23 protein-coding genes and 1 pseudogene are annotated in these 25632 nt (G+C 71.0%); 14 read left to right on the top strand and 10 right to left on the bottom strand.

Features of this window, described 5'->3' with window-relative positions; translation table 11 throughout:
- Positions 1–1020 precede the first annotated feature (1020 nt).
- Both IO30_RS0127935 and IO30_RS0127930 read left to right on the top strand, forming a co-directional pair.
- On the top strand, positions 1021–1737 hold the full coding sequence (locus IO30_RS0127935; protein ID WP_031147397.1) for a hypothetical protein: 717 nt from the start codon (positions 1021–1023) through the stop codon (positions 1735–1737).
- Positions 1734–2207, top strand: coding sequence for a helix-turn-helix domain-containing protein (locus IO30_RS0127930; RefSeq protein WP_031147395.1), 474 nt, complete (start codon positions 1734–1736; stop codon positions 2205–2207). The genes IO30_RS0127935 and IO30_RS0127930 overlap by 4 nt, the downstream gene beginning before the upstream one ends.
- A gap of 119 nt (positions 2208–2326) precedes the next feature.
- Here the strand turns inward: IO30_RS0127930 and tpg are convergent, their stop codons facing one another.
- The 6 genes from tpg to IO30_RS0127900 all read right to left on the bottom strand — a co-directional run bounded on the left by tpg (position 2327) and on the right by IO30_RS0127900 (position 9280).
- Positions 2327–2881 carry a telomere-protecting terminal protein Tpg gene (gene tpg / locus IO30_RS0127925; protein ID WP_031147393.1) on the bottom strand — a complete coding sequence of 185 codons (555 nt, stop codon included), beginning with the start codon at positions 2879–2881 and terminating at the stop codon, positions 2327–2329.
- A 9-nt stretch (positions 2882–2890) separates the two neighbouring features.
- Positions 2891–5290: a telomere-associated protein Tap gene (gene tap, locus IO30_RS0127920; RefSeq protein ID WP_031147391.1), complete on the bottom strand. Its 2400-nt coding sequence runs from the start codon at positions 5288–5290 to the stop codon at positions 2891–2893.
- A gap of 126 nt (positions 5291–5416) precedes the next feature.
- Positions 5417–6364, bottom strand: coding sequence for a ParB/RepB/Spo0J family partition protein (locus IO30_RS0127915; RefSeq protein WP_031147389.1), 948 nt, complete (start codon positions 6362–6364; stop codon positions 5417–5419).
- Positions 6361–7629 carry a ParA family protein gene (locus tag IO30_RS0127910; RefSeq protein ID WP_031147387.1) on the bottom strand — a complete coding sequence of 423 codons (1269 nt, stop codon included), beginning with the start codon at positions 7627–7629 and terminating at the stop codon, positions 6361–6363. The genes IO30_RS0127915 and IO30_RS0127910 overlap by 4 nt, the downstream gene beginning before the upstream one ends.
- 170 nt (positions 7630–7799) lie before the next feature.
- The gene (locus tag IO30_RS0127905; RefSeq protein ID WP_031156132.1) at positions 7800–8474 is read right to left on the bottom strand and encodes a ScbR family autoregulator-binding transcription factor; all 675 of its coding nucleotides are present in this window, start codon (positions 8472–8474) and stop codon (positions 7800–7802) included.
- A 260-nt stretch (positions 8475–8734) separates the two neighbouring features.
- On the bottom strand, positions 8735–9280 hold the full coding sequence (locus IO30_RS0127900) for a flavoprotein (protein ID WP_031147384.1): 546 nt from the start codon (positions 9278–9280) through the stop codon (positions 8735–8737).
- A 179-nt stretch (positions 9281–9459) separates the two neighbouring features.
- On the opposite strand from IO30_RS0127900, the gene IO30_RS0127895 reads away from it, so the two are divergent.
- The 3 genes from IO30_RS0127895 (at position 9460) to IO30_RS0127885 (ending at position 11594) form a co-directional block, all read left to right on the top strand.
- A complete protein-coding gene (locus IO30_RS0127895; RefSeq protein WP_031147382.1) occupies positions 9460–9657 on the top strand; it encodes a DUF4287 domain-containing protein in 198 nt (65 codons plus the stop codon).
- 82 nt (positions 9658–9739) lie between these two features.
- Complete coding sequence (locus IO30_RS0127890; protein ID WP_031147381.1) at positions 9740–10567, top strand: NmrA family NAD(P)-binding protein; 828 nt, start codon at positions 9740–9742, stop codon at positions 10565–10567.
- 25 nt (positions 10568–10592) lie between these two features.
- On the top strand, positions 10593–11594 hold the full coding sequence (locus IO30_RS0127885; RefSeq protein ID WP_031147379.1) for an AraC family transcriptional regulator: 1002 nt from the start codon (positions 10593–10595) through the stop codon (positions 11592–11594).
- Between the two features lie 7 nt (positions 11595–11601).
- Here IO30_RS0127885 and IO30_RS0127880 read toward each other — a convergent pair whose 3' ends face one another.
- Together IO30_RS0127880 and IO30_RS0127875 are read right to left on the bottom strand one after the other, a co-directional pair.
- Positions 11602–12075 carry a GNAT family N-acetyltransferase gene (locus IO30_RS0127880; protein ID WP_031147377.1) on the bottom strand — a complete coding sequence of 158 codons (474 nt, stop codon included), beginning with the start codon at positions 12073–12075 and terminating at the stop codon, positions 11602–11604.
- A gap of 9 nt (positions 12076–12084) precedes the next feature.
- On the bottom strand, positions 12085–12570 hold the full coding sequence (locus IO30_RS0127875; protein ID WP_031147375.1) for an anthrone oxygenase family protein: 486 nt from the start codon (positions 12568–12570) through the stop codon (positions 12085–12087).
- A gap of 240 nt (positions 12571–12810) precedes the next feature.
- Here IO30_RS0127875 and gdhA point away from each other — a divergent pair, with 240 nt between their 5' ends.
- From gdhA to IO30_RS0127845, 6 genes are all read left to right on the top strand, one after another.
- Complete coding sequence (gdhA, locus tag IO30_RS0127870) at positions 12811–14169, top strand: NADP-specific glutamate dehydrogenase (RefSeq protein ID WP_031147373.1); 1359 nt, start codon at positions 12811–12813, stop codon at positions 14167–14169.
- A 108-nt stretch (positions 14170–14277) separates the two neighbouring features.
- Positions 14278–15621 (top strand): AMP-binding protein, encoded by a 1344-nt coding sequence (locus tag IO30_RS0127865; RefSeq protein ID WP_031147371.1) that lies wholly within the window; start codon positions 14278–14280, stop codon positions 15619–15621.
- A 557-nt stretch (positions 15622–16178) separates the two neighbouring features.
- Complete coding sequence (locus tag IO30_RS0127860; RefSeq protein ID WP_031147369.1) at positions 16179–17291, top strand: bifunctional DNA primase/polymerase; 1113 nt, start codon at positions 16179–16181, stop codon at positions 17289–17291.
- Positions 17288–18841, top strand: a complete 1554-nt coding sequence (locus tag IO30_RS0127855) for a DNA primase family protein (protein ID WP_031147367.1) — start codon at positions 17288–17290, stop codon at positions 18839–18841. The genes IO30_RS0127860 and IO30_RS0127855 overlap by 4 nt, the downstream gene beginning before the upstream one ends.
- On the top strand, positions 18838–19230 hold the full coding sequence (locus tag IO30_RS0127850; protein WP_031147365.1) for a DUF6009 family protein: 393 nt from the start codon (positions 18838–18840) through the stop codon (positions 19228–19230). The genes IO30_RS0127855 and IO30_RS0127850 overlap by 4 nt, the downstream gene beginning before the upstream one ends.
- Positions 19231–19386: 156 nt before the next feature.
- Positions 19387–20913 carry an FAD-dependent monooxygenase gene (locus tag IO30_RS0127845; protein ID WP_051902634.1) on the top strand — a complete coding sequence of 509 codons (1527 nt, stop codon included), beginning with the start codon at positions 19387–19389 and terminating at the stop codon, positions 20911–20913.
- A 7-nt stretch (positions 20914–20920) separates the two neighbouring features.
- Here the strand turns inward: IO30_RS0127845 and IO30_RS0127840 are convergent, their stop codons facing one another.
- The gene (locus IO30_RS0127840; protein ID WP_031147361.1) at positions 20921–21592 is read right to left on the bottom strand and encodes a ScbR family autoregulator-binding transcription factor; all 672 of its coding nucleotides are present in this window, start codon (positions 21590–21592) and stop codon (positions 20921–20923) included.
- A 136-nt stretch (positions 21593–21728) separates the two neighbouring features.
- Between IO30_RS0127840 and IO30_RS0127835 the strand changes: the two genes are divergently transcribed.
- Positions 21729–22574: an NAD(P)H-binding protein gene (locus tag IO30_RS0127835; RefSeq protein ID WP_031147359.1), complete on the top strand. Its 846-nt coding sequence runs from the start codon at positions 21729–21731 to the stop codon at positions 22572–22574.
- 48 nt (positions 22575–22622) lie between these two features.
- Here the strand turns inward: IO30_RS0127835 and IO30_RS0127830 are convergent, their stop codons facing one another.
- Positions 22623–23507, bottom strand: a complete 885-nt coding sequence (locus IO30_RS0127830; RefSeq protein WP_234321855.1) for a ScbA/BarX family gamma-butyrolactone biosynthesis protein — start codon at positions 23505–23507, stop codon at positions 22623–22625.
- 397 nt (positions 23508–23904) lie between these two features.
- Here IO30_RS0127830 and IO30_RS0127825 point away from each other — a divergent pair, with 397 nt between their 5' ends.
- Both IO30_RS0127825 and IO30_RS40930 read left to right on the top strand, forming a co-directional pair.
- Positions 23905–24102, top strand: coding sequence for an acyl-CoA carboxylase subunit epsilon (locus tag IO30_RS0127825; protein WP_234321856.1), 198 nt, complete (start codon positions 23905–23907; stop codon positions 24100–24102).
- A 131-nt stretch (positions 24103–24233) separates the two neighbouring features.
- Positions 24234–25609: pseudogene (locus IO30_RS40930) on the top strand (acyl-CoA carboxylase subunit beta).
- The last annotated feature ends 23 nt before the right edge of the window (positions 25610–25632 follow it).

Genomic DNA, 25632 nt, shown 5'->3' with positions numbered 1-25632 from the left:
CGGCTTCGCCGAGCTAAGGCCGCCCCTACGGGGCGGTGGTCCTCCGCTTCGCTCCGGACCTAGGAAGGAGAAGGCCTCGCTGCGCTCGCCTGAAAGAACTCCTTGCTCCGCTCGGAGGCGCTTCGCTTCGCGAAGCTAAGGCAGTCCTGCGCTTCGCTCCGGACTGCAGGGAGGCAAGCGGCCTCGCTGGGCTTGGCCGTGGGAACGGCCTGGCTGCGCTTGGCCAAGGAGAGCAGCCTCGCTGCGCTCGGCGGAGCTTCGCTTTGCTGAGCCGTGGCTAGCGCTGGGGGCTGGTGTCTTTTGGTTTGTTGCGGATCGTAAGGAAGAGAGCGTCTTGCTGTGCACCGGTGCAGCCAGCCCTGCTTTGCAGGGCTACAACTGGGCTTCCGTCCCTGTGGGCCAGGAAGTGGCTGCCTTGTTGTACTCGGGTTGGTGGGGGAGATGCTGGGGTTCTGGGCTTGGGGTGGTTCTTGGAGGGGTGGTGAGCGTTAACGGCGTTAATGCCTGTTGGGGGTGCTTCAAAGTGGGTTGTGGATAGGGATTGGAGTGGGTGGGCGGTTGTGGAGGGGTGGGTTGGGGCGTTGTGGTGGCTGTTGGGGTGTCAGGAATGGGGCTCTGGCTGGGGGTTCGGACGGCGTTGCGGGCGCGCAGCGCGGCAGGGGACGGCCTATAGAAGGTACGGAGATGCGTTTGCGCAGGTCAGGGGGGATGTGGGGGGAAAGTTATGTCCCCCTAGGAGGGACATAACTCGGGCGTTGTGTCCCTCCTAGGGGGACACAACGGCTGCAAAACGTCAGCGCGGCTGACGGTTTTTGGGCTAAAACGTCGGGCTGGCTGACGTTCTTCCGGAGTTATGTCGGGGAACTGCGTCAGGGGCGGGGAGGGTTGGGGTGGACCCTGAGGGGAGGAGGGGGGTGGCTGAGATGTGTACCTCGTGGGGGGACATATGACACGCCGAACGTCAACGAGCGTGACATTAGTGTCACCCTTGTTGACATACTCTCTCTACAGATCAACGAAGTGGAGAGCATCCTCGTGTCATCAGAGCCACAGCGCCGCCGGCCGAGTCCGTCGCGCGCGCCGCGTCCTGATCTCCCCGTTGATGATGCGATTTCGGCCTGGAGTCAGCCCCTGGCTCCGGTGAAGGATCTGGACAGTCTCGCCCGGCGGTATCCGAGCCGGAAGCTCACGCTGGACGGAGAGCGCAAGCCGCTGGAGTTCTACGGGACGCAGAACCAGCCGAATGCGTTCTCGATGGACAGTCTGGAGTTCTTCCTCGTCATCGCGCAGTACTTCCGGGAAGCGCTGCCGTTGAGGGTGATCTTGCTGCTCATTGCTTGCCAGCGGGCGGGGGGGCGGATTCCGCTTACTCAGGAGGAGATGGCTACGATCCTTGACGTCAGTCGGACGAAGACGTCGGAGGCGCTGCACACCGTCATGTCTCATGGGATCGTCTTCAAGGTGCGGCGGGGTGTGTACCAGTTCAACCCGCCCTACAGTTACCGGGTGGCTGAGTTCATCCCGGGTACGGAGACGGCGGGTGAGTTCGTGAAGGTGGAGCAGCACAGCACCATCTCCCAGATTCGCAGCGACACGAGTCTGCCTGACCTGGTGCGGTTCCCGTCGCTGGACCACATGCGGCAGGCCATCGAGGAACTGCGGGCCGAACGGTCCAAAGAGCGCGCTGCACGTCGGGTGAGCCGGGCGCAGCGCAAGGAAGAAGGGACAGCTCAGTGAGCACCTTGCGATTCGCTGCGGTCAACGCCGACGGGCTTCTCTCCGACCTCGACCTGCCGCCTGCGGCATACCGCGTACTGCTGAAGCTGCGTTCGCTGAGCGAGCCCGGAGGGCGGATCCTCATCGACCAGGCCAGCATCGGGGGGATGCTGGAGCTGAGCCGGCCGAGCGTCAACGCCGCGCTGCGGAGCCTGGAGCTCGCGAAGCTGGTGCGGAAGGTCAGGAACGGGATCTACCAGATCAATCCGATGCTGGCCGGGTACAACTCGTTCGAGGACGCCGTGGCCGCGGTCAACGAGATGGCGGCCGAGGAGCGGCTGGATGCGCGTGGGTACGTCGCCAGCTATCACGAGGCGGTGGCGGCCTACCAGGACCAGCTGGCCGAGCAGCGGAAGAAGCGGGCCGCGTTGGCCGCGGCGAAGAAGGCTGCGGAGTCGAAGCGGCGGAGGACGTTGCACGCCGTGGGGTAGTGATGTTTGCCTTACCGGGCCCTGAGGGGGTCTCAGGGGCGCTGGAGGGCTTCGGGGTTCACTCCGGGGCCCTCTGGGGTTTTTCGGGGCGCAGAGGGGGTGGAGAGGGCCTTGTGGGGTTAGAAGGCGAAGTCGACGTAGTCGATGTCGGTGAACTCGACCAGGAGTCCTTGGGCGCGGGAGCCGCTGTCCTTGAAGTAGACCTCCTGGAGGCCTTCCGCTGCGATGGCGCGGAGCTGGGACTCGGCGGCGCCCGCTTCCTGGGCTGCGAGGAGGCGGCTCGCGTACTCCGGCGGCAGGTGCTGGGTGATGCGGCGCATCCGGCCGTCGTCGCTCGTTCCCGGAGCGGCGGTGAATCCGAACCGGGCGCGCGTCTCGATGACCAGGCCGGTGGATTTTGCCGCCTTGTCGCGCGCCCGCTTGCGGACCAGGGGCTGCCAGCGTCGGCGGACCTCTCCTTCGAGGCGGGCCGAGAGGGCCGGCTTGGGCTGCTTGATCTGGTCCTTCACGTAGCGCTCGACGGTCCGCTGGGAGATGTTGAGGAGGGTCGCCACTGCCTTGGTGGACTTGAGCTGTTTGACGAGGAAGCGCATCTGAGCGCCCGCTGATTTGGGGACGGGGCGGGTGAAGTTCTGTTCGTCGGCGCGGCTGAGGCTGTCGCTGATCTCGGACATGGCTGGTTGTTACTCCCCGTCGGCCGCGGCGTCGTGGCCCTTGATGTGGCGGGCCGGGTTGTGTCGTTCGTCGAGCATCTGGACGGCCCACAGGAGGGGTTGGGTGCCCTCGTGCTTGACCATGCCGGGACTGACCCCGAGGCGGAACCCTCCGGGCAGCGGCTTGCCCTCGGGGGTGCGGGGGAGGAAGTCGAGCGGGCTGGGACCGTCGGAAAGGTAGACCGCGCAGTCGGAGAGCACCGCGATGGGGTGCAGGCCGGCCGTGGTGGCGAGCTTCTGCATCTTGCGGTGCATGTTGACGCGGGCCGTCGCGATGACGGCGGCCCTGATGTCGGGGCGCCAGGTGGGGCGTTCCAGGGCGGGCCAGGGTTCGCCGGGGCGGTAGCCGGAGCCTTGGGGGCGTTCGCGGAGCTTGCCGATGCCGCCCTTGACGGTGGACTTGATCGCGGAGAGGACGGCGGTGCGCGCGGGGTCGTCCTGCTTGTGGGTCTGCATCGCGGTGAGGAACTCGGTGTCGTCGAGTCCGGGATGCACGCCGAGGTCGGCCATCGTGGCGAGGTAGGCGTCGCGGAGGCGGGTGTACCAGGCGTCGAGGTACGGGCCGTTCTCCGGGCGTAGCCAGGCCTCGGTGGGGTGGACTTCGTGGCCGAGCTCCTGGGCGTAGGCGAGGGTCGGGGTCGCGTACCAGGCGGGACCGGTCGGTGCCTTGCCGTGGGGGGTGAAGGGGCTGGGCAGGCGCGGGTCGAGGCGGAGCCCCGAGAGGTCGGCGAGCCAGCAGCCGGGGGTCTTGGGGTCGAAGCGGGGCGCCTTGGTGTGGGCGGCGGGGCCGAGGCCGACGGTGAGGCGGTTCGCGGCGGCGGCGAAGGCCATGTTCACGTCGATGCCGACCGCGTGGGTGCGGGCGCACTCGGCGTCGGTGAGGAGCTCCGGGTCGCGGATCCAGTCGTAGGCCTCTTCGTCGAGGACCTGGTCCGGGGTCCGCTGGTGGGCGCGCGGGTAGAGGGCGGCGACCACCGGGTGTTCGTCGGGGGCCTCCGGGGGAGCGGGGTCGACCGGGCGGGTGAGGGAACCGGCGACGAGTGCGGACTCCCAGGCGTTGGTGGCGGGGTTCCGGGCGGCGCGGGTGGGCGGGCGCAGGGCCGTCATCAGTTCCAGGCCGGAGACTGCGGTGGATCCTCGGGGGGTGAGGACGCGGGTGGCGTAGCAGGTGAGCAGCTCGGCGAGTTCCGGAGCCGGGAGGCCGGAAGTGTCCTCGCCCCAGGCCCGCGGGTCGAGGGCGCCCCAGGGGAGGATCGCGAGCTGGACGCACTGGCGGGGACCGCCCTGGGTGGCCGGGCGGTAGATGCGGGGCCAGGGGCCGAAGCCGCGTCGGGTGAGCTGCCACTTGGCCTTGGCGAGCTGGCGCAGGACCGGGTGGTCGTCGGGGAGGCGCAGGCCGCGGCGGTCCTCTAGGACGAGGGGGAGGCCGAGGGCTTCCGTGGCGTCGGGGGTGAGGACGAGGAGGGGGTCGCCGTCCTTGCCGTTGCGGTGCAGGCGGGGGGAGCGGAGGTCGGCCCCGGGGCCCAGGGCCCAGGTGACGAGGTCGGGCAGGCCGGTGGTGGGGTGGTCGAGGACCAGGCCGCCGGAGGCGTGGGCGCGGCCGTGGCCGTCCAGGACGGCCAGGGGGCCGTTGCCTTCCAGGGCGGCGGGACGGTTCCAGGCGGCGGGGCGGCGGCGGGCAGCCGGTGCGTTGGCGGTCTCCCCTTGGGTCCCGGGTACCGCAGTCTCGGGTGCCGGATTCTTGGGTGCCGGGGTGGGTTCGGCGTTAACGCCGTTAACGGTCCCTGTGGCGGTCCCGGTCCCCGAGGTCTGTGAGTCCCGTCCGGGGGGCGGGGCGTTAACGGCGTTAACGGCGTTAACGGTCCCGAGGGGGGTGGGGGGCTGCGGCTTCGGTTCCGCGTTAACGGCGTTAACGGTGCCCTGGGTCTCGGGTGCCCGGGTGGGCTCCGCGTTAACGGCGTTAACGGTGCCTGAGTCGGCCGGAAGGTGTCGGTGCTCGGCGTTAACGCCGTTAACGGTCCCGGCGGTCTGTGGGGCTCGGTCCGCGTTAACGGCGTTAATGGGTGCCGGGGTGCCGGGTGCCGGGGGGGCGTCCGCGTTAACGGCGTTAATGGGGTGGAGGGTGGCCAGGCCGTCCAGGAGGCGGATGTAGGCCGCGCGCTTCGGGGGGCGGGGGGCCGTGCGGCCGGTCTCCCAGGAAGTGACGGTCTCCCGGCGGACGGACAGGGCCTTGGCGATCTGGTCCTGGCTGAGCCCGGCGGCCTCGCGCAGGCGCTTGCGCTCGTCGGGGTGCGGCAGGGCGTCCTGCGCCGCTGCCTCTTCGAGCAGGGCGTCGACCGCGGCGAAGAGGCCGTCTTGTTCCTCGTGCATGGTGGGGTACCTCCGGGTGCAGCCTATGTGAAGCGCACGGTTGAACGCACACGAAACGCACGTGGGGCGCTGCGTCGGCGTTAACGGCGTTAACGCCGTTAACGCCCCCGTCGGTGGGTGCCCGTCCTAGATCCGGCTCAGGAGGAGCTCCGTGACGGCCTTGAGGTCGTCAGGGGACAGCTGGGCGGCCAGGGCGTTCGCGATGTCCTCCGGGGAGCCGGCCGCGATCGTGAGCCGTGGGGTCGCGTTAACGGCGTTAACGCCGTTAACGGCTTCCGTGCCTTCGGAGCGGTCCGCGGGTGCCGGGGCGGGGGCGTTAACGGCGTTAACGCCGTTAACGGTCCGGGTGCGCTGTCGGGGGGGATTAACGGCGTTAACGGTGGCCTCCGCCGCTGCCTCCTGTTCCTCCTGCGGCAGCCGCCCGATGCGCCGGGCCGGTTCCACCTTCAGCTCGCCCGACTCCACCTTGTCCTGGAGGTCCGGGGTGAGCTGGAGGAGGGCCAGGCGCTGGGAGACCCAGGCCGCCGTCTTGCCGAGCCGCTTGGCGACCTGGGCCTGGGAGCCGTGTACGTCGACGAGTTCCTGGAGGGCGCGGGCCTGGTCCATGGGTGCCACGTCGACCCGGTGGATGTTGGCGATCAGCGCCGATTCGAGGATGTCGGCCGCCGAGGTGGCCAGGGAGTCGTTGACGTGGATGTGCATCGACTTGAGGCCCGCCAGCTGGGCCGCCGCCAGGCGCCGGTTGCCGTCGATGACGACGTACGGGGCGCGGCCGAGGCCGTCGGTCTGGCCCGGGTGGGCCTCCATGAAGGCCATCCGGGTGGCGACCGCGAGGGGCTGGAGCTGGCCCCGGGCGGTGAGGGACTGCGCCATCTCCTCCAGCTCGGTGAGCTCCTCGCGGAGGTTGAACGGGTTGTGGGCCAGCGCCTCGATGGGGACTTCCGACGGCGGGACGATCCCGGAGGTGGGGGCGGCGGTGGCTTCGGCGATCGCCGCGCGGCGGGAGCTGACGCCGACGGGCTGGGCACGGGCGAAGGACGCGGAGACGGCGAGTTTGTCGGCCTTGCTGCTCATGAGATCTCCCGTGCGAGGGCGCGCAGGGCGACGGCCTGGTCGCCTCTGGGGGCGTAGACGAAGAGGGGCTGCTTCACGCGGACGGCTTCGCGCTGTTCCTTGAGGTCGGGAACGATGGCGACGACGCGCGGATCCTTTATGTCCATCCAGGCCTGGAGGGACGAGGTCGCGATGTAGCCGCGCCGCCCGTCGTAGAGGTTCACGACGAGCCCGAGGTAGCCGATGTCGAGGCTGAGGTCGTCGCGCAGGTCATTGATCTGGGAGGTGAGCAGGTCGTACGCGTCGGCCGAGGAGTCCTCCGCCTGTACGACGATCAGCGCGCCGGAGGCTCCGGGCTGTTCGTTGTCGCGGCGGCGCCCGTAGTAGATGGCCGCGTCCATGCTCAGGCCGAGGCTCGGGGGGCAGTCGATGAGGATGACGTCGTAGTCGGACTCGACGGGGGAGAGGGCCCGTTCGAGGGCGGCCTCGCGGGCGCGGACGGTGGAGAGGCGGACGTCGAGGAGGAAGGCGTCCGTGCAGGCGGGCAGGATGTGCAGCCGGTCGCCGAACCGGTCGCCCGGGACGGGCACGATCAGGTCGGCGAGCGGGCCCTTGGCCTCGCCCGCCATGTGGCAGGTGAGGCTGTCGCCGCCGATGGGCAGCGGCTGCTGGCCGAGCTGCTTGGTCAGGTGGCCCTGCGGGTCGAAGTCGACGAGCAGGACGCGCATGCCCAGGCCCGGGAGGTCCTCCAGGTCGAGGGGTGTGGTCGCCGTGTCCGGCTGACCGCCGTCGCCCTCGTCCCCGGTGGCCGTGAGGCGGGCCAGCTGGCGGGCGATGCGCACCGGGTGGAGGGTTTCCGGGTCCTCGGCCAGGGCCTCGGCGGTGCCGGCGGTGATGGCGGTCTTGCCGACGCCGCCCTTCTGGTTGCACACGACGATGCGGCGTACGACGGAGGGCCGCTGCACGGTGGGGGCCGGGTTCGTCTCCAGCCAGAGCCGCACGGCCTGGGCCAGTCCCTGGATGAGGGAGACCCCGCGGTCCTTGGCGCCGGAGCGGAAGGACTCCCACTGGCCGGAGGGCAGCCAGGTGGAGAAGGACTCGGCGCCGGAGGTGTCGACGGGGGCGGGGGCGGAGGCGAGCGCGCTCCACTGGGCGATGCCCTGGTGGACGGCGTCCTGGATGTCCACCCGCAGTTGAGCGGTGCGGATCTTCAGTTCCTGGCGCAGCCACGGGGGGAGCTTGGAGACGACCTTCTCTCGGTCGCTCTGGGACGAGGGCGAAGTCATGAGAGGGACTTTACTAACGTTCGGGGGTTCAGGGGACCGCCACGCTTGAAGCTTGCTAACGAAATGCGGGTGGAGGGACCCCGGGTACGCGACAGGGCGGCCTCGCACACGCCGTAGTGAGCACCCCCGTGGTTCACCACGGCGTGTGCGAGGCCGCCCTGGATGCGGTGTCAGCCGACCGGGACTCCGAGGGAGTCGGGGGCGGGCAGAGCGAGTTCGGCCCGGCACGCGGCCGAGCCGGCCGGGTCGAAGAGGGGGATGCGGTCGGCGGGCACGACCCCCGGGAGGAGGAGGTTCCAGAGGTCGACGAGCCGGGTGTGCAGGTCGTCGCGGCCGGTGCGCACGTGCGAGGTGACCTGGATGCCGGTGAACGAGCCGACGAAGAGCGTCGCGAGGTCGTGCACGTCGAGCGAGGGCAGTACGTCGCCGCGCTGCTGGGCCGGGACCAGGCAGCTGACGCAGGTGTCGATCCAGGCGTCGTACGGGACCGGGTCCGGGTGGGTGAAGGAGCCGAACTCGATGACCAGCCGGATCCCGGCGCGGATGCGGACGTTGGTGCGCAGTCCGTACGCCATCTGGTGGGTGAGGTCGATGACCGTCTGGAGGCCCGGGTCGGCGATGGCGGGGACGCCCTCACCCACCTGGAGCTGCTCGGCCATCAGGGTGCGGGCGAGGGCTTCCTTGGACTGGAAGTGGAAGTACAGGGCGCCCTTGGTGACTCCCGCGCGCCTGACCACGTCGCTGAGGCTGGTGCCTTCGAACCCTGCGGCGTCGAAGGCGGCGGCTGCGCCGTCGAGGATCGCCTGACGGGTGATCTCGGCCCGTTCCTGCCTGACCCTCGCCACGTATACGTCTCCTGTGTGCACGGCGAGCCGGAGGTGGGGGGATGCGGAGGCTCGCACGAGGAGCAATGTAGTGGGACAGCGCCAAAGAAAACCAGTCGACAAGTACTTTTTTAGAGGAAGGGCAGGCTGTTCGCTGGGGTTTGGACTGGTTTGCCTTATTAGTTTTTGGCAGGCGGGAGGGGTGCCCGGGCGTTAACGGCGTTAACGCCGTTAACGGTCGGCGGCGTTAACGCCGTTAACGCTCGCCGCCTTTCCCGGCCCTACGCGAAGGCGGTCCGGCCCCGGTCCACGGCGTCCAGCGCCGCCTGCCACGGGAAGTGGTCGGGGGCGTCGGGGCCGGCCGGGCCGGGGACGAAGCCGCCCTCGCCGTACAGCACCGTCGCCCCGGCCCCGCTCAGTACGGCCAGGGACTGGTCGAACCGCGGGTGCGCGGCGAGCGCGGAGTTCAGGCAGGGGACGGTCACCACCGGAGTGCCCTTGCCGAGCGCCTCGGCGGCGACCCCGACCGCGAACCGGTCGGTGAGGCCGAGCGCCCAGGAGTTGAGGGTGTTGAAGGTGGCCGGGGCGACGAGCAGTGCATCGGCCACGGGCCATACGTCGGGCTCCCCGGGCAGCTTGTACTGCCACCGCACCGGGTGGCCGGTCAGGGCCGCCAGCCCGTCGAGGCTCCCGGCCAGCCAGTGGGCCGCGCTCGGCGTCAGGCCCAGGCACACGTCCCAGCCCCGGGCCCGGGCATCCTCGATCACGTGGGCCACGTCGAACACGGGCGGGGCGGCGGAACAGAGCAGGTAGAGCGTCCTCGTCATACCGACATGTGATCACATTGCTTGACCTGCGCTCCGGTTGAGGGGGGCCGTCGCAGCGGCCTCGGACGTCTGCGAAAGATTTGCCGGCTCCGAGCGATGAGTTCCGGGCGGCCCGGTGGTCTCTCCTCCTGACAGCGGATGCACGGCGCGCCGACCACGGACGGACAGGAACCACGGACATGACCCAGACGCCCAAGGGACCGGCCTCCTACTTCCCCTCCATCGAGAAGAAGTACGGCTTCCCGGTCTCCCACTGGCAGGACCTCATCCGCTCCTCGCCCCTCACCCGGCACATGGAGCTCGTCTCCTGGCTCAAGACGGAACACGGGCTGGGCCACGGTCACGCCAACGCCCTGGTCGCCCACACCCTGAAGTGAACACCTGTTCCTGAGACGCACGCGTATGCGTCTGAGCTTTGCGGCTATGGCCCGTCTCGCGGCAGTGGAATTGACTGAACCCATGACCCAGGACACGCAGACCACGCAGACCACCCTCGTCATCGGCGGCACCGGCAAGACCGGCCGCCGCGTCGCCGAGACGCTCGCCGCCCGGGGCCGCCCCGTCAGGGTCGGCTCCCGCACCGGCGAGCCGCCCTTCGACTGGGACCGGCCCGACACCTGGGGGCCTGCCCTGGAGGGAGTCGACCGGGTGTACGTCACCTACTACCCCGACCTCGCCTTCCCCGGGGCCGCCGAGCAGGTCGGTGCCTTCTCCCGGGCCGCGGTGGCCTCCGGAGTGCGCCGCCTGGTCCTGCTCTCCGGCCGCGGCGAGGAGGCGGCCCAGCGCGCCGAGGAGGAGCTGAAGGCCTCCGGCGCCGACTGGACCGTCGTCCGCGCCGCGTGGTTCCACCAGAACTTCGACGAGGGCTTCTTCCTGGAGCCGGTCCTGGCCGGCGAGATCGCCCTGCCCACCGCGGACGCCGTGGAGCCCTTCGTCGACGCCGGGGACATCGCCGACGTGGTGGTGGCCGCGCTGACCGACGACCGGCACATCGGCCGGACGTACGAGCTGACCGGCCCCCGCCTCCTCAGCTTCCACGACGTCGCCGCCGAGCTGTCGAAGGCCACGGGCCGTGAGATCGCGTACGTCCCGGTCTCGGGCGAGGCCTATCGCGCGGTGCTGCGCGAGCACGGCCTGCCGGAGGACTTCGCCGACCTGTTCACGCTGATCCTCGACGGGCGCAACGCCCATCTGGCGAACGGGGTGGAGGAGGTCCTGGGCCGGCGGCCGCGGGACTTCGCCGACTACGCCCGCGAGGCGGCGGCGGCCGGCGTCTGGAACGCCTGAGCCGTCCGGCGGGGAGGATGTGCGCATGGACACGCTGACCGGCCTCCTCGAACGCCCCCAGGCCCGGGGCGCCTTCCTGCTCAAGTCCGTCTTCAACCCGCCCTGGTCCCTGCGGGTGGAGGACCGGGCTCCGCTGTCGCTGGTGACGATGGTGCGCGGCTCCGCATGGCTGGTGCCCGACGAGGGCGCACCCGTGCGGATCGGCCCGGGGGACGTCGCCGTCGTACGGGGGCCAGAGGCCTACACGGTCGCGGACTCCCCGGACACGCCCGTGCAGATCACGGTCGACGTGGACCAGCGGTGCAGCACGCAGGCCGGCGAGGACGTGACGGGCACGATGGACCTGGGCGTACGCACCTGGGGCGCCGCCTTCCAGGACGAGGACTCCGCGGTGATGCTCAGCGGCACCTACCAGGCACCGAGCGAGATCGGCCGGCGGCTGCTCGGGGTGCTCCCGTCGGTCCTGGTGCGCCGCCGCCCGGACTCCACCGACACCGCGCTCGTCGGAATGCTGTCGCAGGAGATCGGCAGGGACGAGCCCGGCCAGGAGATCGTCCTGGACCGGCTGCTGGACCTGCTGCTGATCGGGGTGCTGCGCACCTGGCTGGCCGCGCCGGGCAGCGGCGCCCCCGCCTGGTACTGCGCCCAGAGCGACCCGGTGGTGGGCCCGGCGCTGCGCCTGCTGCACGAGGACCCGGCGCACGGCTGGACGGTGGAGGAACTGGCCCTGCAGGTCGGGGTCTCGCGCGCCTCGCTGGCCCGCCGCTTCACGGAGGTCGTGGGAGAGCCGCCGGTGGCGTACCTGACGGGCTGGCGCCTGGCCCTGGCCGCCGACCTGCTGCGCGAACCGGACTCCACGGTCGCGACGGTGGCCCGCCGGGTGGGCTACAGCAGCGCGTTCGCCCTCTCCACCGCCTTCAAGCGGGTGCGCGGCGTCAGCCCCCGCGAGTTCCGCAGCTCCCCGGCCGCGCCCGCGGCGCCCGCGCCGTCCGCGAGCCCTCGTACGGTGGTCCTCCCGGCGCCCTAACGTGCTCTCAGGCCAGTTCGAGCACGCCGACCGGCTGGCCGCCGCTGAGCTCACCGGTGCGGGCGAAGCCCAGACCCAGGTAGAAGGGTTCGGGGCTGCCCTCGCCCGGCTCCCAGGTGACGTAGGCCCGCGTGGCGCCCCGGCGGCGGAGCTCGTCGGTGACGGCGCCGACCGCGAAGCGGCCGTAGCCCTTGGACTGGTGGGAGGCGCAGATGTTCAGGCGCCAGAGGCCGGAGCGGATGTCACGGGGGTCCTCGGCCGGGTTCCAGGCTATGTCGAGGAAGGCCATCACGAAGCCGACGACCTCGTCGCCGTCGACGATCGCCCGCGGCCAGGCGGCCTCCCCGTGGACGTACGCCTCGGCCAGCGACTTCACGACCGGAGAGACGAGGTGTTCCTGACGGGGATGCACCCGCACCGCGCAGACGGCGTCGAAGTTGTCGGCGGTGACCGGTACCAGGCGCGGTGACGTGCTGTTCATCCCCGCACCCTAACGGTGGAGCAGCAGCGCCCAGGCCAGGAGTGCGACGGAGGCCGTGCACAGCACCGCGCGCCACACGTTGGCGCGCACCCAGCGCGCCTCGAACGCGCCGCGGACGGCGGCCGGATCGGCGAGCTGCTCGGCCGGACCGGCCTTGTCCAGGGCGTTGTTCAGCGGGATGTTCACCCGGGCCGTGACCGCCATCGCCAGGACGTAGCAGACGAACGCGCCGGTCAGCGGCCCGAGTGCGGAGCCGCCGGAGGGGATGTGCAGGCCCAGTGCCAGCCCGGTGAACAGGAGGGCGCCGATGTAGCCGAGCAGGAACCAGCCGTTGAGGATGGCCACGTTGATGCGCTGCATCGCCTCGATGACCGTCCGGTCGGTGCTGCGCGCCAGACCGGGCATCACGGCGACGGAGAACCCGTAGAACAGGCCGCTCATCAGGCCCATGGTGATCGTCGCGGCGACGAGTGAGGCGAGCCGTGCCGTTTCCACGCCGGTTTCCCCCTGGTGGTGGTCGGAGCGCCGATCATAGGGGCGCCCCGGACCCCGTGTCCCGCAGGATTCGACCCGGCGTCCACGGTGTCTCGGCCGCGGCCCGCAACAGTGGGCGTGATCCGGTCCGACGGCCCGGGGGACCGGCAAGCGGGTCCTCGCCCCCCGGGACGGCACGGTCCGACGAGGTAGCCTCCGGCTGGCCACCGGCACCGGAACCCACCTCCAGGAGGAGCAACCGTGAAGGACCAGACGGCCCCGAAGGACGGACTGGACGCGCTGCGCACCGACATCGAACGCCGCAACCCCGCCCAGCCCGAGTTCCACCAGGCGGTACGGGAGGTGCTGGAGACCCTGGCGCCCGTGCTCGCCGCACGGCCCGAATACGCCGAATCCGGGCTCGTGGAGCGCCTCGTCGAACCGGAGCGCCAGATCATCTTCCGGGTCCCGTGGCAGGACGACCACGGCCGGGTGCACGTCAACCGCGGCTACCGCATCGAGTTCAACAGCGCGCTCGGCCCGTACAAGGGCGGTCTGCGCTTCCACCCGTCGGTCGACATCGGCGTGGTGAAGTTCCTCGGCTTCGAGCAGGTCTTCAAGAACGCGCTGACCGGCCTCGGCATCGGCGGCGGCAAGGGCGGCAGCGACTTCGACCCGCGCGGCCGCTCGGCCGCCGAAGTGATGCGGTTCTGCCAGTCCTTCATGACCGAGCTCCACCGCCACATCGGCGAGCACACCGACGTGCCGGCCGGGGACATCGGCGTCGGCGGCCGCGAGATCGGCTACCTCTTCGGGCAGTACCGGCGCATCACCAACCGCTGGGAGGCCGGCGTGCTCACCGGCAAGGGCCGCGGCTGGGGCGGCTCCGCGATCCGCCCGGAGGCCACCGGCTACGGCAGCGTGCTGTTCGCCGCCGAGATGCTCGCGGCCCGCGGCGGCGCCCTGGACGGCCTGAGCGCCGTCGTCTCCGGCTCCGGCAACGTCGCCCTGCACACCATCGAGAAGCTCCAGCAGCTCGGCGCTAACCCGCTGACGGCCTCCGACTCCGAGGGCTACGTCGTCGACGACAAGGGCATCGACCTCGCGCTGCTCCGCCAGATCAAGGAGGCCGAGCGCGGCCGGGTCTCCGAGTACGCGCAGCGCCGCGGCGCCTCGGCCCGCTTCGTGCGCGGCGGCCGCGTCTGGGAGGTCCCCGCCGACGTCGCCTTCCCCTCGGCCACCCAGAACGAGCTCGACGAGGCGGACGCCCGCACCCTGGTCCAGAACGGTGTCAGGGCCGTCTCGGAGGGCGCCAACATGCCCACCACCCCCGGGGCCGTCCGCCTCCTCCAGGAGGCCGGTGTCGCCTTCGGCCCCGGCAAGGCCGCCAACGCGGGCGGGGTCGCGGTCAGCGCCCTGGAGATGAGCCAGAACGCGAGCCGTACGGCCTGGTCCGCGGAGCGCGTCGAGGAGGAGCTCGCCGCCATCATGCGCTCCGTCCACGCCGTGTCGTACGAGACCGCCGAACGGTACGGGGCGCCGGGCGACTACGTGACCGGGGCCAACATCGCCGGCTTCGAGCGGGTGGCGGACGCCATGCTCGCCCAGGGCCTCATCTGACCGGCTCCCGGCAGGGGCGGGGGAGGGTCCGCAGGGGCCGCCTCCGCCCCCCGTAGGCTGATCAAGGCCCGCACCCGCCCCGCCCGCCGACCCACCGGAGCCGCCGCCATGCTGACCGCACTCACCGGCACCTACGGGGACCGGAAGGACGCCGTCACCGTCGCGGGCCGCTCCGCCTCCTACGAGGAACTGCTCGGCGCGGCCCGTGCGGTGGCCGCCGACGTGGCCGGGGCCCCCGCCTTCGCGGTGACCGCGACCGCCTCCCTGGAGACCGTCGCGGCCGCCGTCGGCGCGCTCCTGGCCGGGGTGCCCCTCGTACCGCTGCCGCCCGACGCGGGGAGCGCCGAACGCGAGCACATCCTGCGGGACTCGGGCGCCCGCACCGTCGACGTGGACTTCGCGCGGCGCTCCGACTGGAGCGGGCCCGTGCCCGCGGCGCAGGACCCCGCGCTGATCCTGTACACCTCCGGCACCACCGGCGCCCCCAAGGGCGTGGTCCTGTCCGCCGCGGCGCTCGCGGCCGACCTGGACGCCCTCGCCGAGGCCTGGCAGTGGAGCGCCGAGGACACCCTCGTGCACGGCCTGCCGCTCTTCCACGTCCACGGGCTGGTCCTCGGCGTCCTGGGGGCCCTGCGCACCGGCAGCCGCCTCGTCCACACGGGCCGGCCCACCCCCGAGGCGTACGCACGGGCGCGCGGCAGCCTCTACTTCGGCGTGCCCACGGTCTGGTCCCGCGTCGCCCGAGCTCCCGAGGCCGCCGCCGAGCTCGCGGGCGCCCGTCTGCTGGTCTCCGGCAGCGCCGCCCTGCCCGCGCCCGTCTTCCGCGACCTGGAGCGCCTCACGGGGCACCGGCCCGTCGAGCGGTACGGCATGACCGAGACCCTGATCACCATCAGCGGCCGGGCCGGGGCCGAAGTCCGCCCGGGGACGGTCGGCACCCCGCTGCCCGGCATCCGCACCCGGATCGCCGCCGAGCCGGGATCCGACATCGGCGAACTCCAGCTGACCGGGCCCACCTTGTTCGCGGGGTACCTGGGCCGGCCGGAGGCCACCGCGGCCGCGTACACCGAGGACGGCTGGTTCCGTACGGGCGACATCGCGGCCGTCGATCCTGCCGACGGGGTCCACCGCATCGTGGGGCGCGCCTCCATCGACCTGATCAAGTCGGGCGGCTACCGGATCGGCGCCGGCGAGATCGAGAACGCCCTCCTGGACCACCCCAAGGTCACCGAGGCCGCGGTGGTCGGGGTCCCCGACGCCGACCTGGGCCAGCGGATCGTGGCGTACGTCGTCGCCGAGGGCGTGACCGGTGAGGAGCTCACCGACTTCGTCGCGGCCCGGCTCTCGGTCCACAAGCGTCCCCGGGAGGTCCGCTTCATCGCCGCGGTGCCCCGCAACGCCATGGGCAAGCCGCAGAAGAAGCTGCTCCTGGCGGGGGAACCCGGCAGCTGAGGTCCCGCCTGCCGGGGCCGACAGCGACCGTGGGACGCCCGGCGCGGGGCCCGCGGGCCGGGGCCGGGGGCGGGCCTCTGCATCGCCTCACCACCTGCTAGAGCCAGGGCGGAGGCGGACTCGACGCCTTCCGATCCGGCCCGCCGGGCGCAGCGACTGAAGAACAGCGACTCAGCACAGTTTCGGTCGCTGTGGCGCGCTGGCCGAAACCCCTGTTCAGAGGGGGTGTTACTGCCTGACAGCGACTGAAGCGACTCAAGGTCCCGGTATATGAGCCGTAACGCACGTGCGCGTGTGCGTGCGTGTGTGCGTCATATATAGGGGTCTTGAGTCGCTTCAGTCGCTGTTCTGGCTTGCGTACCTCTGTGACCTGGTGTTCTGTGAGCGACTCAACGAGCTACCGAAGAAACTTCGGTAGCTGCGCCTTCAGTCGCTGAGTCGCTCGAGCACGCAGCGCAGGCGTCCCCCTGTGCAGGCTCAAAAGACTCTCGCTTCCCAGGGGTTTCGCTAATCTGTTTCCAGGCGTTCAGTCGCTTCAGTCGCTGATGGGGGAAGTGATGGCAGCTGAGCTGCGGGTTTCGCGTAGCGACCCAAGACAGTCGGGGGGAGCTGCATGGGGGGAACCGCAGCCTCTTGCGACTGCCTTGTGGTGCGCGCGCCGAGGGTGGCCGGTCCATCCGCTGGCACCGGGCCGCAAGACGCCCGTGGGCAACTGTGAGACGTGCCGGTCATCGGGCCACCACCGAGGGGCCTGCGAATGCCTGCGGGCGGGCCGTTGGTGCCACGGCTTCCACGCGGCCACCCTCGACCCCGCCAGGATCGAGCAGTGCTGGGGCCGCCGCCCCGACCTGGGCATCGGTGTGGCGTGCGGCCCCGCGGGGCTGGTGGTCATCGACATCGACGCGCACGCCCGCGAACTCCCCGACCGGGACCGGCTGCTGCCCGGCGTCGGGATATCCCCGGCCGTGGACCTGACCGGACTGGCCAACGGCTTCCACACGCTGGGCCTGCTCGCCGCCCTGCGCGGCGCCGTCAGCCCCGCCGACGACACCTCGACCCTGCGCGTACGCACCCCCTCCGGGGGCCTGCACGTCTGGTACCGGGACCAGGGCGGCCACCGCTGGCAGTGCTCCACCGGCTCGGGCAGCGGCCGCGCCCTCGCCTGGCAGGTCGACGTACGGGCGCACGGCGGCTACATCGTGGCCCCCGGCACCGTGACCCCCGGGGGCGTCTACCGGCCCGTGGGGCCCGTACGGGAGCCCGCGCCGCTCCCGGCCTGGCTCGCCCGCGAACTGGAGCGCACCGGGCACCTGTCACCGGCGCACGTGGCCGCGCCGCGCTCCGTACCGCCGCGGGCCCGGCAGGCCGTCATCGCGGCGGGCGGCGGCCGTGGAGCCCCGGGCCGGCTGCTGGCGGGGGTCCTCGCCGAGGTCACGGCCTGCGCCGCCGTACCCGAGGGGGCCGCCTTCTCCGAGAAGCTCAACCGCGCCGCCTACACCGCCGGAGGACTGGTCGCCGCCGGGCACCTGACCGAGGCCGAGGCCTGCGCCTCGTTGCGGGAAGCGGCCGAACGGGCCCGCCCGGGGCAGGAACGCCGCAGCGGCGCCGTCATCCGCAGCGGACTCAGAGCGGGCGCGATGCGTCCGCTGGCGCTGGGAGGCCGCAGGTGAGCCTGGACAACAGCAGCCAGCTGTTCGAGTTCGACGTCCAGGCCGCCGCTGCGCAGATCCTCGCCCAGCCCGTCGCGGCGGAGCCCGGCGAACAGGACGCGGACGTCGACGAAGCCCAGGAGCCTCCCGTTGCGGAAGCCCGCGCCGTGCACTCGGACGGGGAGGCGACGGCGTCCGGACTGCTGCCAGACACCCTCACCGACCGCGGCAACGCCAAACTGTTCGTCAAGCTCTACGCCGACGACTACCGCCACGTGCCCGGCATCGGCTGGTTCCGGTGGGACGGCACCCGCTGGCAGGTCGACGAGGACGACACCGTGCTCTGGGCCGCGGGCGACCTCGCGGAGAGCATCGCCACCACCGACCCGCGCGGCGTCTACACCCCGTCCGCGCTCCAGCAGCACCGCCGACGCGCGCTCAGCACCAGCGGCATGAACGCCATGCTCACCCAGGCCAAGTCCGCCCCGGGCATGGTCCTCAACGCGGCGCGGCTGGACGCCGACCCGTACGCCCTGTGCACCCCCGCGGGCGTCGTCGACCTGCGCACCGGGCACATCCGCCCCGCCCAGCCGACGAAGGACTTCCACTCGCGCTCCACCACGGCCGCACCGCAGCCGATGGCCACCCCGCGCTGGAACCGCTTCCTGACCGACACCTTCGGCGAGGGACCCGAAGGCGCGGAGATGATCGATTTCCTGCAGCTGCTGCTCGGCTACTCCGTCACCGGTGACGTCGGTGCCCAGGTCATGCCGTTCCTCTTCGGCTCCGGCAAGAACGGCAAGTCCGTCCTGCTGGACGTCCTGATGAAACTCCTCGGGGACTACGCGGACGCCGCGCCGCCCGGCTTCCTGATGGCGCGCCCGTACGAGGGCCACCCGACCGACCTCGCCGAACTGCACGGCCGGCGCGTCATCGTGTGCAGCGAGGTCAAGCCGGGCGACCGCTTCGACGAGGCCCGCGTCAAGCTGCTCACCGGCGGCGACCGGATCAAGGCGCGCCGGATGCGGCAGGACTTCTTCAGCTTCGAGCCGACGCACAAGCTGTGGCTGCTCGGCAACCACCGGCCCGAAGTGGGCACCGGCGGCTTCGCGTTCTGGCGGCGCATGCGGCTGATCCCGTTCGAGCGGGTGGTCCCCGACCACCGCAAGATCGACAACCTGGCGGACGTCCTGGTCACCCAGGAGGGCCCGGGCATCCTCAACTGGCTCATCGAGGGCGCCCGGCGCTACCTGGGCGGGGACAAGGACCTCTCGGGCCCCGAGCGGGTCCGCATCGCCACGACGGCGTACGCGGAGACCGAGGACCACACCGGGCGGTTCATCGGCGAAACCTGCCGTTTCGAGCCTGATCTGAGGGCGGAACAGGCCCTTCTCTACGCCGCATACAGGAGCTGGTGCCACAATGAGGGGGCGCCGGCGATTTCCTCCCGTGCGTTCGCGGCACGCGTCCGCGAGGCGGTGGGTCTGGCATCGCCGAAGGAGATGATCCTGTCGAACCAGCGCAAGTACTACCCGGGCATCGGTCTGCTCGCGCACGAGGAGAGAGCATGAGCGCCCTCATCGCAGAGGACGAGATCCTCCACGAGGCAGACCTCGTATGGCTGGAGGACATCACCCGGCTCGACTACGTCCGGCAGAGCCTGGACCGGCTCCCGACGCGCCGCGGCAAGCCCGCCTACCACCGTGACGGCCGGATGGTCGGATACGCCGTGCTGGGCCCGGGGGCCAAGCCGTCCCGGTCCTCCGGCACCTTCCGGCGCAGGGTGTTCTGGCTGCTCCCGCACGACCGGGACAACGAACCCGACGGGCTGTACGCCACCGGGGCGCCCGCGGAGGCCGTGGACGCGCGGACCCTGGCACCGGGCGTCAAGGGGTGCAAGACGGAGCGCTCGGAAGGCGGCCCGATGTCCTCGGCCCGGCTGGGCACGGGCGGCGGCTGAGTCCGGGCCGTCGGCGAAGCCTCGGCCGACGGCCGCGGGAGGGATTTCCTGCCCTCCCGTACGACCAGTTTTCCGCCCCGCACGGAGAAAGAACATTCCACCCGGTATATTTCTGCCGTCGTTGAGAGGCATCGGTTCGGGGGGAAGGCCATCGACGTGCAGAGTGCTGTCGTCGCGGGGGACGGCGGGATCCGGGCGCAGGTGGCCGTGGTCGGGGGAGGGCCGGTCGGCCTGCTCGTGGCGGCCGAACTGGCCGCCCGCGCCGTCGACACGGTGGTCATCGAGGCGGCGGCCGCCGTCACGGAGCAGCCCAAGGCGACCACCCTGCACGCGCGGGCCGTCCAGTGCCTGGCCCGGCGCGGCCTCCTGCCGGCCGGGGCCTCCTCGTCCGCAGGCGGCGCGACTTCCTTCCACTTCGGCGGTCTTCCCGGACTGGTCATCACGGCTCCCCAGGGCGAACCCGAGCCGATCCTCAAGTGCTCCCAGGCCGATCTGGAGCGGTTCTTCGAGGAACGGGCCCTGCAGGCCGGAGCCCGGATCCTGCGCGGGCACAGGGTGACCGGGATCGTCCAGGAGCCCGGCGGGGTACGGATCACGGCCGAAGGGCCGCGCGGGACGGTCACCTGTGTCGCCGGGTACGCGGTGGGCGCGGACGGTGCGCGCAGCACGGTCCGCGAACAGGCGGGGATCGGCTCGGACACCTACGCGGCATCGGTCGCGGCCATGGCGGGCACGGTCACGCTTCCGGACCCGGCCTCCCTGCTCCCGGGCTGGCACCGCACATCCCGCGGATGGATCGCCGCAAAGGCAGGGTCCGGGGGGCGCACGCACATCCGGACGGTCAACTTCCGCGGGGCGCACCCCGACCGGCACCAGCCGCTCGGCCTGGCGGAACTGCGCCGGGAGACGTCCTGGATCGCCGGGCGAGAGATCGCGATGGAGGATCCGCGCTGGCTCAGCCGGTTCAGCGACTTCACCAGGCTGGCCCGGAGCCTGCGTGCCGGGCGGATCTTCCTCGTCGGGGACGCCGCGCACGTGCACTTCCCGATCGGCGGGCAGGGGCTGAGCACCGGGGTGCTGGACGCCCTCAACCTGGGCTGGAAGCTGGCGCTGGCGGTGCACGGCTCGGCGGGCGCGCAGCTGCTCGACACCTACGACCTGGAGCGGCGGCCCGCGGCCCGGCGGGTCGTCGAGAACACGCAGGCCCAGCTCGCGCTGATGCGGGAGGGAGCCGAAGCAGACGCGCTGCGGGAGGTGTTCACCGGGATACTGGCCGCGGACCCGGCCGGGGGATACCTCAGCGGCATGGTCAGCGCGCAGGACACGGTCCTTCCGGAGCACACGGGGCGGACCGCGCTGGGTGCGGGAAGGTTCTTGCACAACGTCGCGCTCACGACCACGACCGGCGAGACCGATGTGATCGGACTTCTGGCGGACGGCAGACCGGTGCTGGTGCTCTTCGGCGAGGAGAGCAGCGGCTACCGGGAGGAAGCGCGGGGCTGGGAGGGGACGCTGCGGGTGGTGCACGCGAGGCCCACTCCCGACGTACCGCAGGAAGCGCTGCTCGTGAGGCCCGATGGGTACATCGCCTGGGCCCCGGGAGGTGACGGCCTGGCCGTCGCGCTGTCGGCGTACCTGGCCGAGGGCGCAGGTGCGGACGGTGCGCGGCCGAGCCGGGTGTGACGCGGTCTCAGGCGGTGCTGTCCGTGAGTTCCAGCTCGTCCGCGGCCTTGAGCGCCTCGGCGTAGACGGCGGCTCCCCGGGTCGCGGCGAGGTCGAGCGAGGCGAGGACGGAGGGCACCGTCACGCTGGGCAGCAGGTGGCGCATCAGTGCGGACACCCGGGTCACCAGGTCTCCGTAGTCACAGATGGCCTGGGACATGGACTGGATGCCGGCGAACGCGCCCACGAGGACGTCGGCGGTCTCGCCAGGCACGACGTGGGGCAGGAGTTCGCCCTGACTCTGCGCCGTCCTGAACAGCTCCGTGCCGACTTCGCTCCAGCGCAGGAACGGGCCGCTGCGGTCCAGGCCATGCGCCAGCTGGTCCATCGACAGCCGTACACCGGCGCGCACCATCGGGTCGGTCTGCAGGCGGTGGGCGTGCAGCATCACCACGTCCACGACCTCCTGCACCTTGGAGGCGCGCGAGGGAACGAGGAGCCGCTGGTCCTGCTCGGCGAGGACGCCTTGGGCCAGGTCTTCCTTCGACTGGAAGTGGAAGTACAGCGCTCCCTTAGTCACTCCGGCTTCCTTGAGGATCTGGGAGATCGTTGCGGCTTGGTAGCCGTGTTCCTCGAAGGTCTTGGCCGCCGCGGAAAGGATCGTCCGCCGTGTGCGGACGGCTCGCACTTGCTCAGCCACTCTGCCTCCTCCCTCCTCAGGGTGTGTGACCACGCTGTGGCGGTCAGTAAAAAACCGCCCAGTTTGTATCTTACAGCGGGTCGCCACGTTGGATCGATTCGCCGAGAAGAGATAGTCGGGTCAGGGAAGGAAGGTCATGATTCTCGTCACCGGTGCCACGGGACGGATCGGGCGGGAGGTGGTTCGCCGATTCCCCGCCGACGTGGCCGTTCGCATCCTGGCGAGGAATCCGGACCGCGTGACGGGCGCGTCGGGCACGGCCGGGATCGTCAAGGGGGATTACAGGGATCCACGGTCGCTCTCCCGGGCACTGGCCGGAGTCCGCGCCGCCTTCCTCGTGACCAGTCGCATCGGCGACGACGACGTGCGCTTCGTGCGGGCCGCGGCGTCGGCCGGCGTACGCCACGTGGTGAAGCTGTCCGCGGCCGCGGTCGAGGACCCCGGGGCGGATGACCTGATCACCAGGTGGCAGCGGGCGAACGAGGACCTACTGCGCGGGTCCGGCATGGAGTGGACCCTGCTGCGTCCCCGCTCGTTCATGTCGAATGCCTTGGCCTGGGCGGATTCCGTCCGCACGCAGCACGTGGTGCGCGCCCGGTACGGGTCTTCGCCCAACGCGTGCGTCGATCCGCGGGACGTCGCGGAGGTGGCGGTGCGTGCACTGACCGAGCAGGGGCATGCGGGCAAGGCCTACACCCTGACCGGGCCGGAGCCGATCACGGCGGTCCAGCAGACGGCCCAGCTCGCCGAACTGCTGGACCGTCCGCTGCGCTTCGAGGAACTGGGCGCTGGCCAGGCGCGGGCCGCGCTGGGTGAGCGGTACTCCCGGGAGCTCGTCGAGGCGCTCCTGGCCGGTGCGGAGCGCCAGCGCGCGGGAGCGAAGGCCGCCACGGACGCGACGCTCCCCGCACTGCTCGGCCGGCCGGCCGGTTGTTTCCGTGCGTGGGCAAGAGATCATCTGAGTTCTTTCTCGTCCCCGTGACGGAGCGTAGTCGTTCCTTGTTCTCTGTCTTTCTTGCTTCCTGCCGCTTCAGAGGCCGTGCGACCCTGCGACCACGGTGGCACTGAAGACGAGTGCGCCGTTCTGATGGCCGGTCACCACGACCGTTTCCTCGCCGTCGGGGCCCGTGCCGGGGAGCTGGACGGCCTCGATCGTGCAGGGCGAGTCCAGTTCGGCGTACCGCTTGAACTCGGTGGAGATGCTGAGCGGCAGGTAGGAGGACCGCCCCAGCACGGAGGCCGTGGCCTGCCGCGCCGCCTCGACCAGCACCATGCCCGGTACGTGGTCCACCTCGTGCTCGAACAGGATGGGGTGACGCGTGTCCGCCCTCAGCTGCCAGCGGGTGGGATCGCCCGTGGGCGACAGGACCACGTCCATGGGCGACATGCGTCCGACGCTCTGCGGCGCCGCCGGACTGGTGAGCGGCAGCTGGTGCCAGTCCCCGCCCAGGGTGTGGTTGCGGCGGACGCGCTGGTACACGCCCGGCGTCATGCAGGAGAACGAACCGCCCCCGGTCGCGACGACGTTCCCCTCACGCCGGAGCACCGCCTCGAAGCGCAGACCCGACAGATTCGTGCCGCGGCGTCTTATGTCCGTGCACGTGATCTCGATGTCGAGGGACGCCGGCGACCAGCCCACCCGCAGATGCTCCGGACGCACGGTTATGTAGATGTCCGCGACGCTGAACTGGTGCCCGAGGGGTACGTCGAATTCGGCGTGCCCGAGGAGCATGCCGATCTGGCGAATCGTTTCGCAGCCGATGAGCGGATCATGGTAACCGTCCGCGACGGGGGTGAAGAAGCTGTGACCCCGGGGCCACTGGGCAGCCACGCGGAACCGCGTGTCGTCGTGACGTTCCCAGTCGGTGAGCATGACCTCGGCGACGGCGGACCGGTGCACTAATTCCTTGGGCACGGTCGCGGTCAGGGTCGGCCAGGAGGGGCTGACGGACCTGAAGGGCCTGATGGGCGACCTGGCCTCCCCTCGTGGGGAGGGGATCGTTGGGCGCTCAACTCGGAACGTAGTCGCAGTCATTGTTCCCCCTGAACAATTGGCGCTGACGAGTCGCGGGTAATGAGGCGAAGCTTGAGGAAAGATACATACCAACCGGTTTAGTTTCCAGGGGAATGCGAGCCTCCAGAGCCAGAAGTTGCGGACGATCGCATTCCGGCCAATTTCGACTCGACATCGCCCCTGCTAGGCGTCGTGCGGGCGCCGTGCGGTCCTCCATCCCCCTCCTGGCGCGTCTCAAGTCGGCCTTGAGGTCGTTCGGCGACGGTGACCTAAGGCCTGAGGAGGAGTCGTGGGTGTTTTGGGCGCTGAAAAGTTCGCTCTCCGTATCGAGCGGGGTTGGGCCAGTGATGAAGAGCTGGCCGCGGTGACCGTCGTGTTGTGTTCGGTGCTCGCCGGGCGCGGCGGGGAGCAGGACGTACCGGAGCCGCAGGACGCCCCGCTGTGGCGGTCCGAGCAGGCCACGGCCGCCTATCGCTCCCCTCACAACTGGCGGTAGTGCCGGCAGTTGTTGACCAAGGCTGAATCACGTGCGCGCCAGGCGGTCGACCTGAGAAACCGCATGCGCGGTTTGTTAGGGTGGGGTATTGGTCGGGCCGCACCTTGAGGGAGGGACGTGTAGTGAGTGTTCTGAACCACCTCACCCGGGCCCTTGCGGGGGCGGCGGACGCTTACGGGCGTGTGGCCGAGCTGCAGGCCATCCGGGAACAGGCCCGGAACGGGCCGAGCGCGCGGGCGACCGAGGCGCAGCACGCCAAGGGCAAGCTGACCGCGCGCGAGCGCATCGAGCTCCTGCTCGACGAAGACTCCTTCCAGGAGGTCGAGCAGCTGCGCCGCCACCAGGCGACCGGGTTCGGCCTGGAGGACAAGAAGCACTACACCGACGGCGTGATCACGGGCTGGGGCACGGTCGAGGGCCGCACCGTCTTCGTCTACGCGCACGACTTCCGGATCTTCGGCGGGGCGCTGGGCGAGGCCCACGCCACGAAGATCCACAAGATCATGGACAAGGCCATCGCGGCCGGCGCCCCGCTGGTCTCGCTGAACGACGGCGCGGGCGCCCGCATCCAGGAGGGCGTCTCGGGAACGGGCTCGGCGGCGCGGACGTGCACGCCGAGACCTCGGGCGTCGCGCACTTCGCGTACGACGACGAGGAGACCTGCATCGCCGAGGTCCGGTTCCTGCTGTCGATGCTGCCGCAGAACAACCGGGAGCACCCGCCAACCGTGCCCTGCGACGACCCGCCGAACCTGCGCTCCGAGACGATGCTCGAGCTGGTGCCCGTCGACGGCAACCGTCCCTACGACATGCTCAAGGTCATCGAGGAGCTCGTCGACGACGGCGAGTTCATGGAGGTCCACGAGCGCTGGGCCCGCAACATCATCTGCGTCCTGGGCCGGATGAACGGCCAGGTCGTCGCGATCGTGGCCAACCAGCCCGGTCACCTGGCCGGCGTGCTGGACATCCACGCGTCCGAGAAGGCCGCGCGCTTCGTGCAGCTCTGCGACGCCTTCAATATCCCGATCATCACCCTGCTGGACGTCCCCGGCTTCCTGCCGGGCGTCGACCAGGAGCACGGCGGCATCATCCGCCACGGCGCCAAGCTGCTCTACGCGTACTGCAACGCCACGGTCCCGCGGATCTCGCTGATCCTGCGCAAGGCCTACGGCGGCGCGTACATCGTCATGGACTCCCAGTCCATCGGCGCCGACCTCACGTACGCCTGGCCGACCAACGAGATCGCCGTCATGGGCGCCGAGGGCGCGGCCAACGTCATCTTCCGCAAGCAGATCGCGGACGCCGACGACCCCGAGGCCATGCGCGCACGCATGGTCAAGGAGTACAAGGCCGAGCTCATGCACCCCTACTACGCGGCCGAGCGCGGCCTCGTCGACGACGTCATCGACCCCGCAGAGACCCGCGCCACCCTCGTCAGGGCTCTCGCGATGCTCCGCAACAAGCACGCCGAGATTCCGTCCCGCAAGCACGGTAATCCCCCGCAATAACGGAGCAACTTGATGGCCAAGCA

The organism is Streptomyces xanthophaeus, assembly GCF_000725805.1.
In the GTDB taxonomy this organism is placed as follows: Bacteria; Actinomycetota; Actinomycetes; order Streptomycetales; family Streptomycetaceae; genus Streptomyces; species Streptomyces xanthophaeus.
The sequence above is the reverse complement of the archived record's forward strand: the minus strand, read 5'-3'. Positions and strand labels throughout refer to the sequence as shown.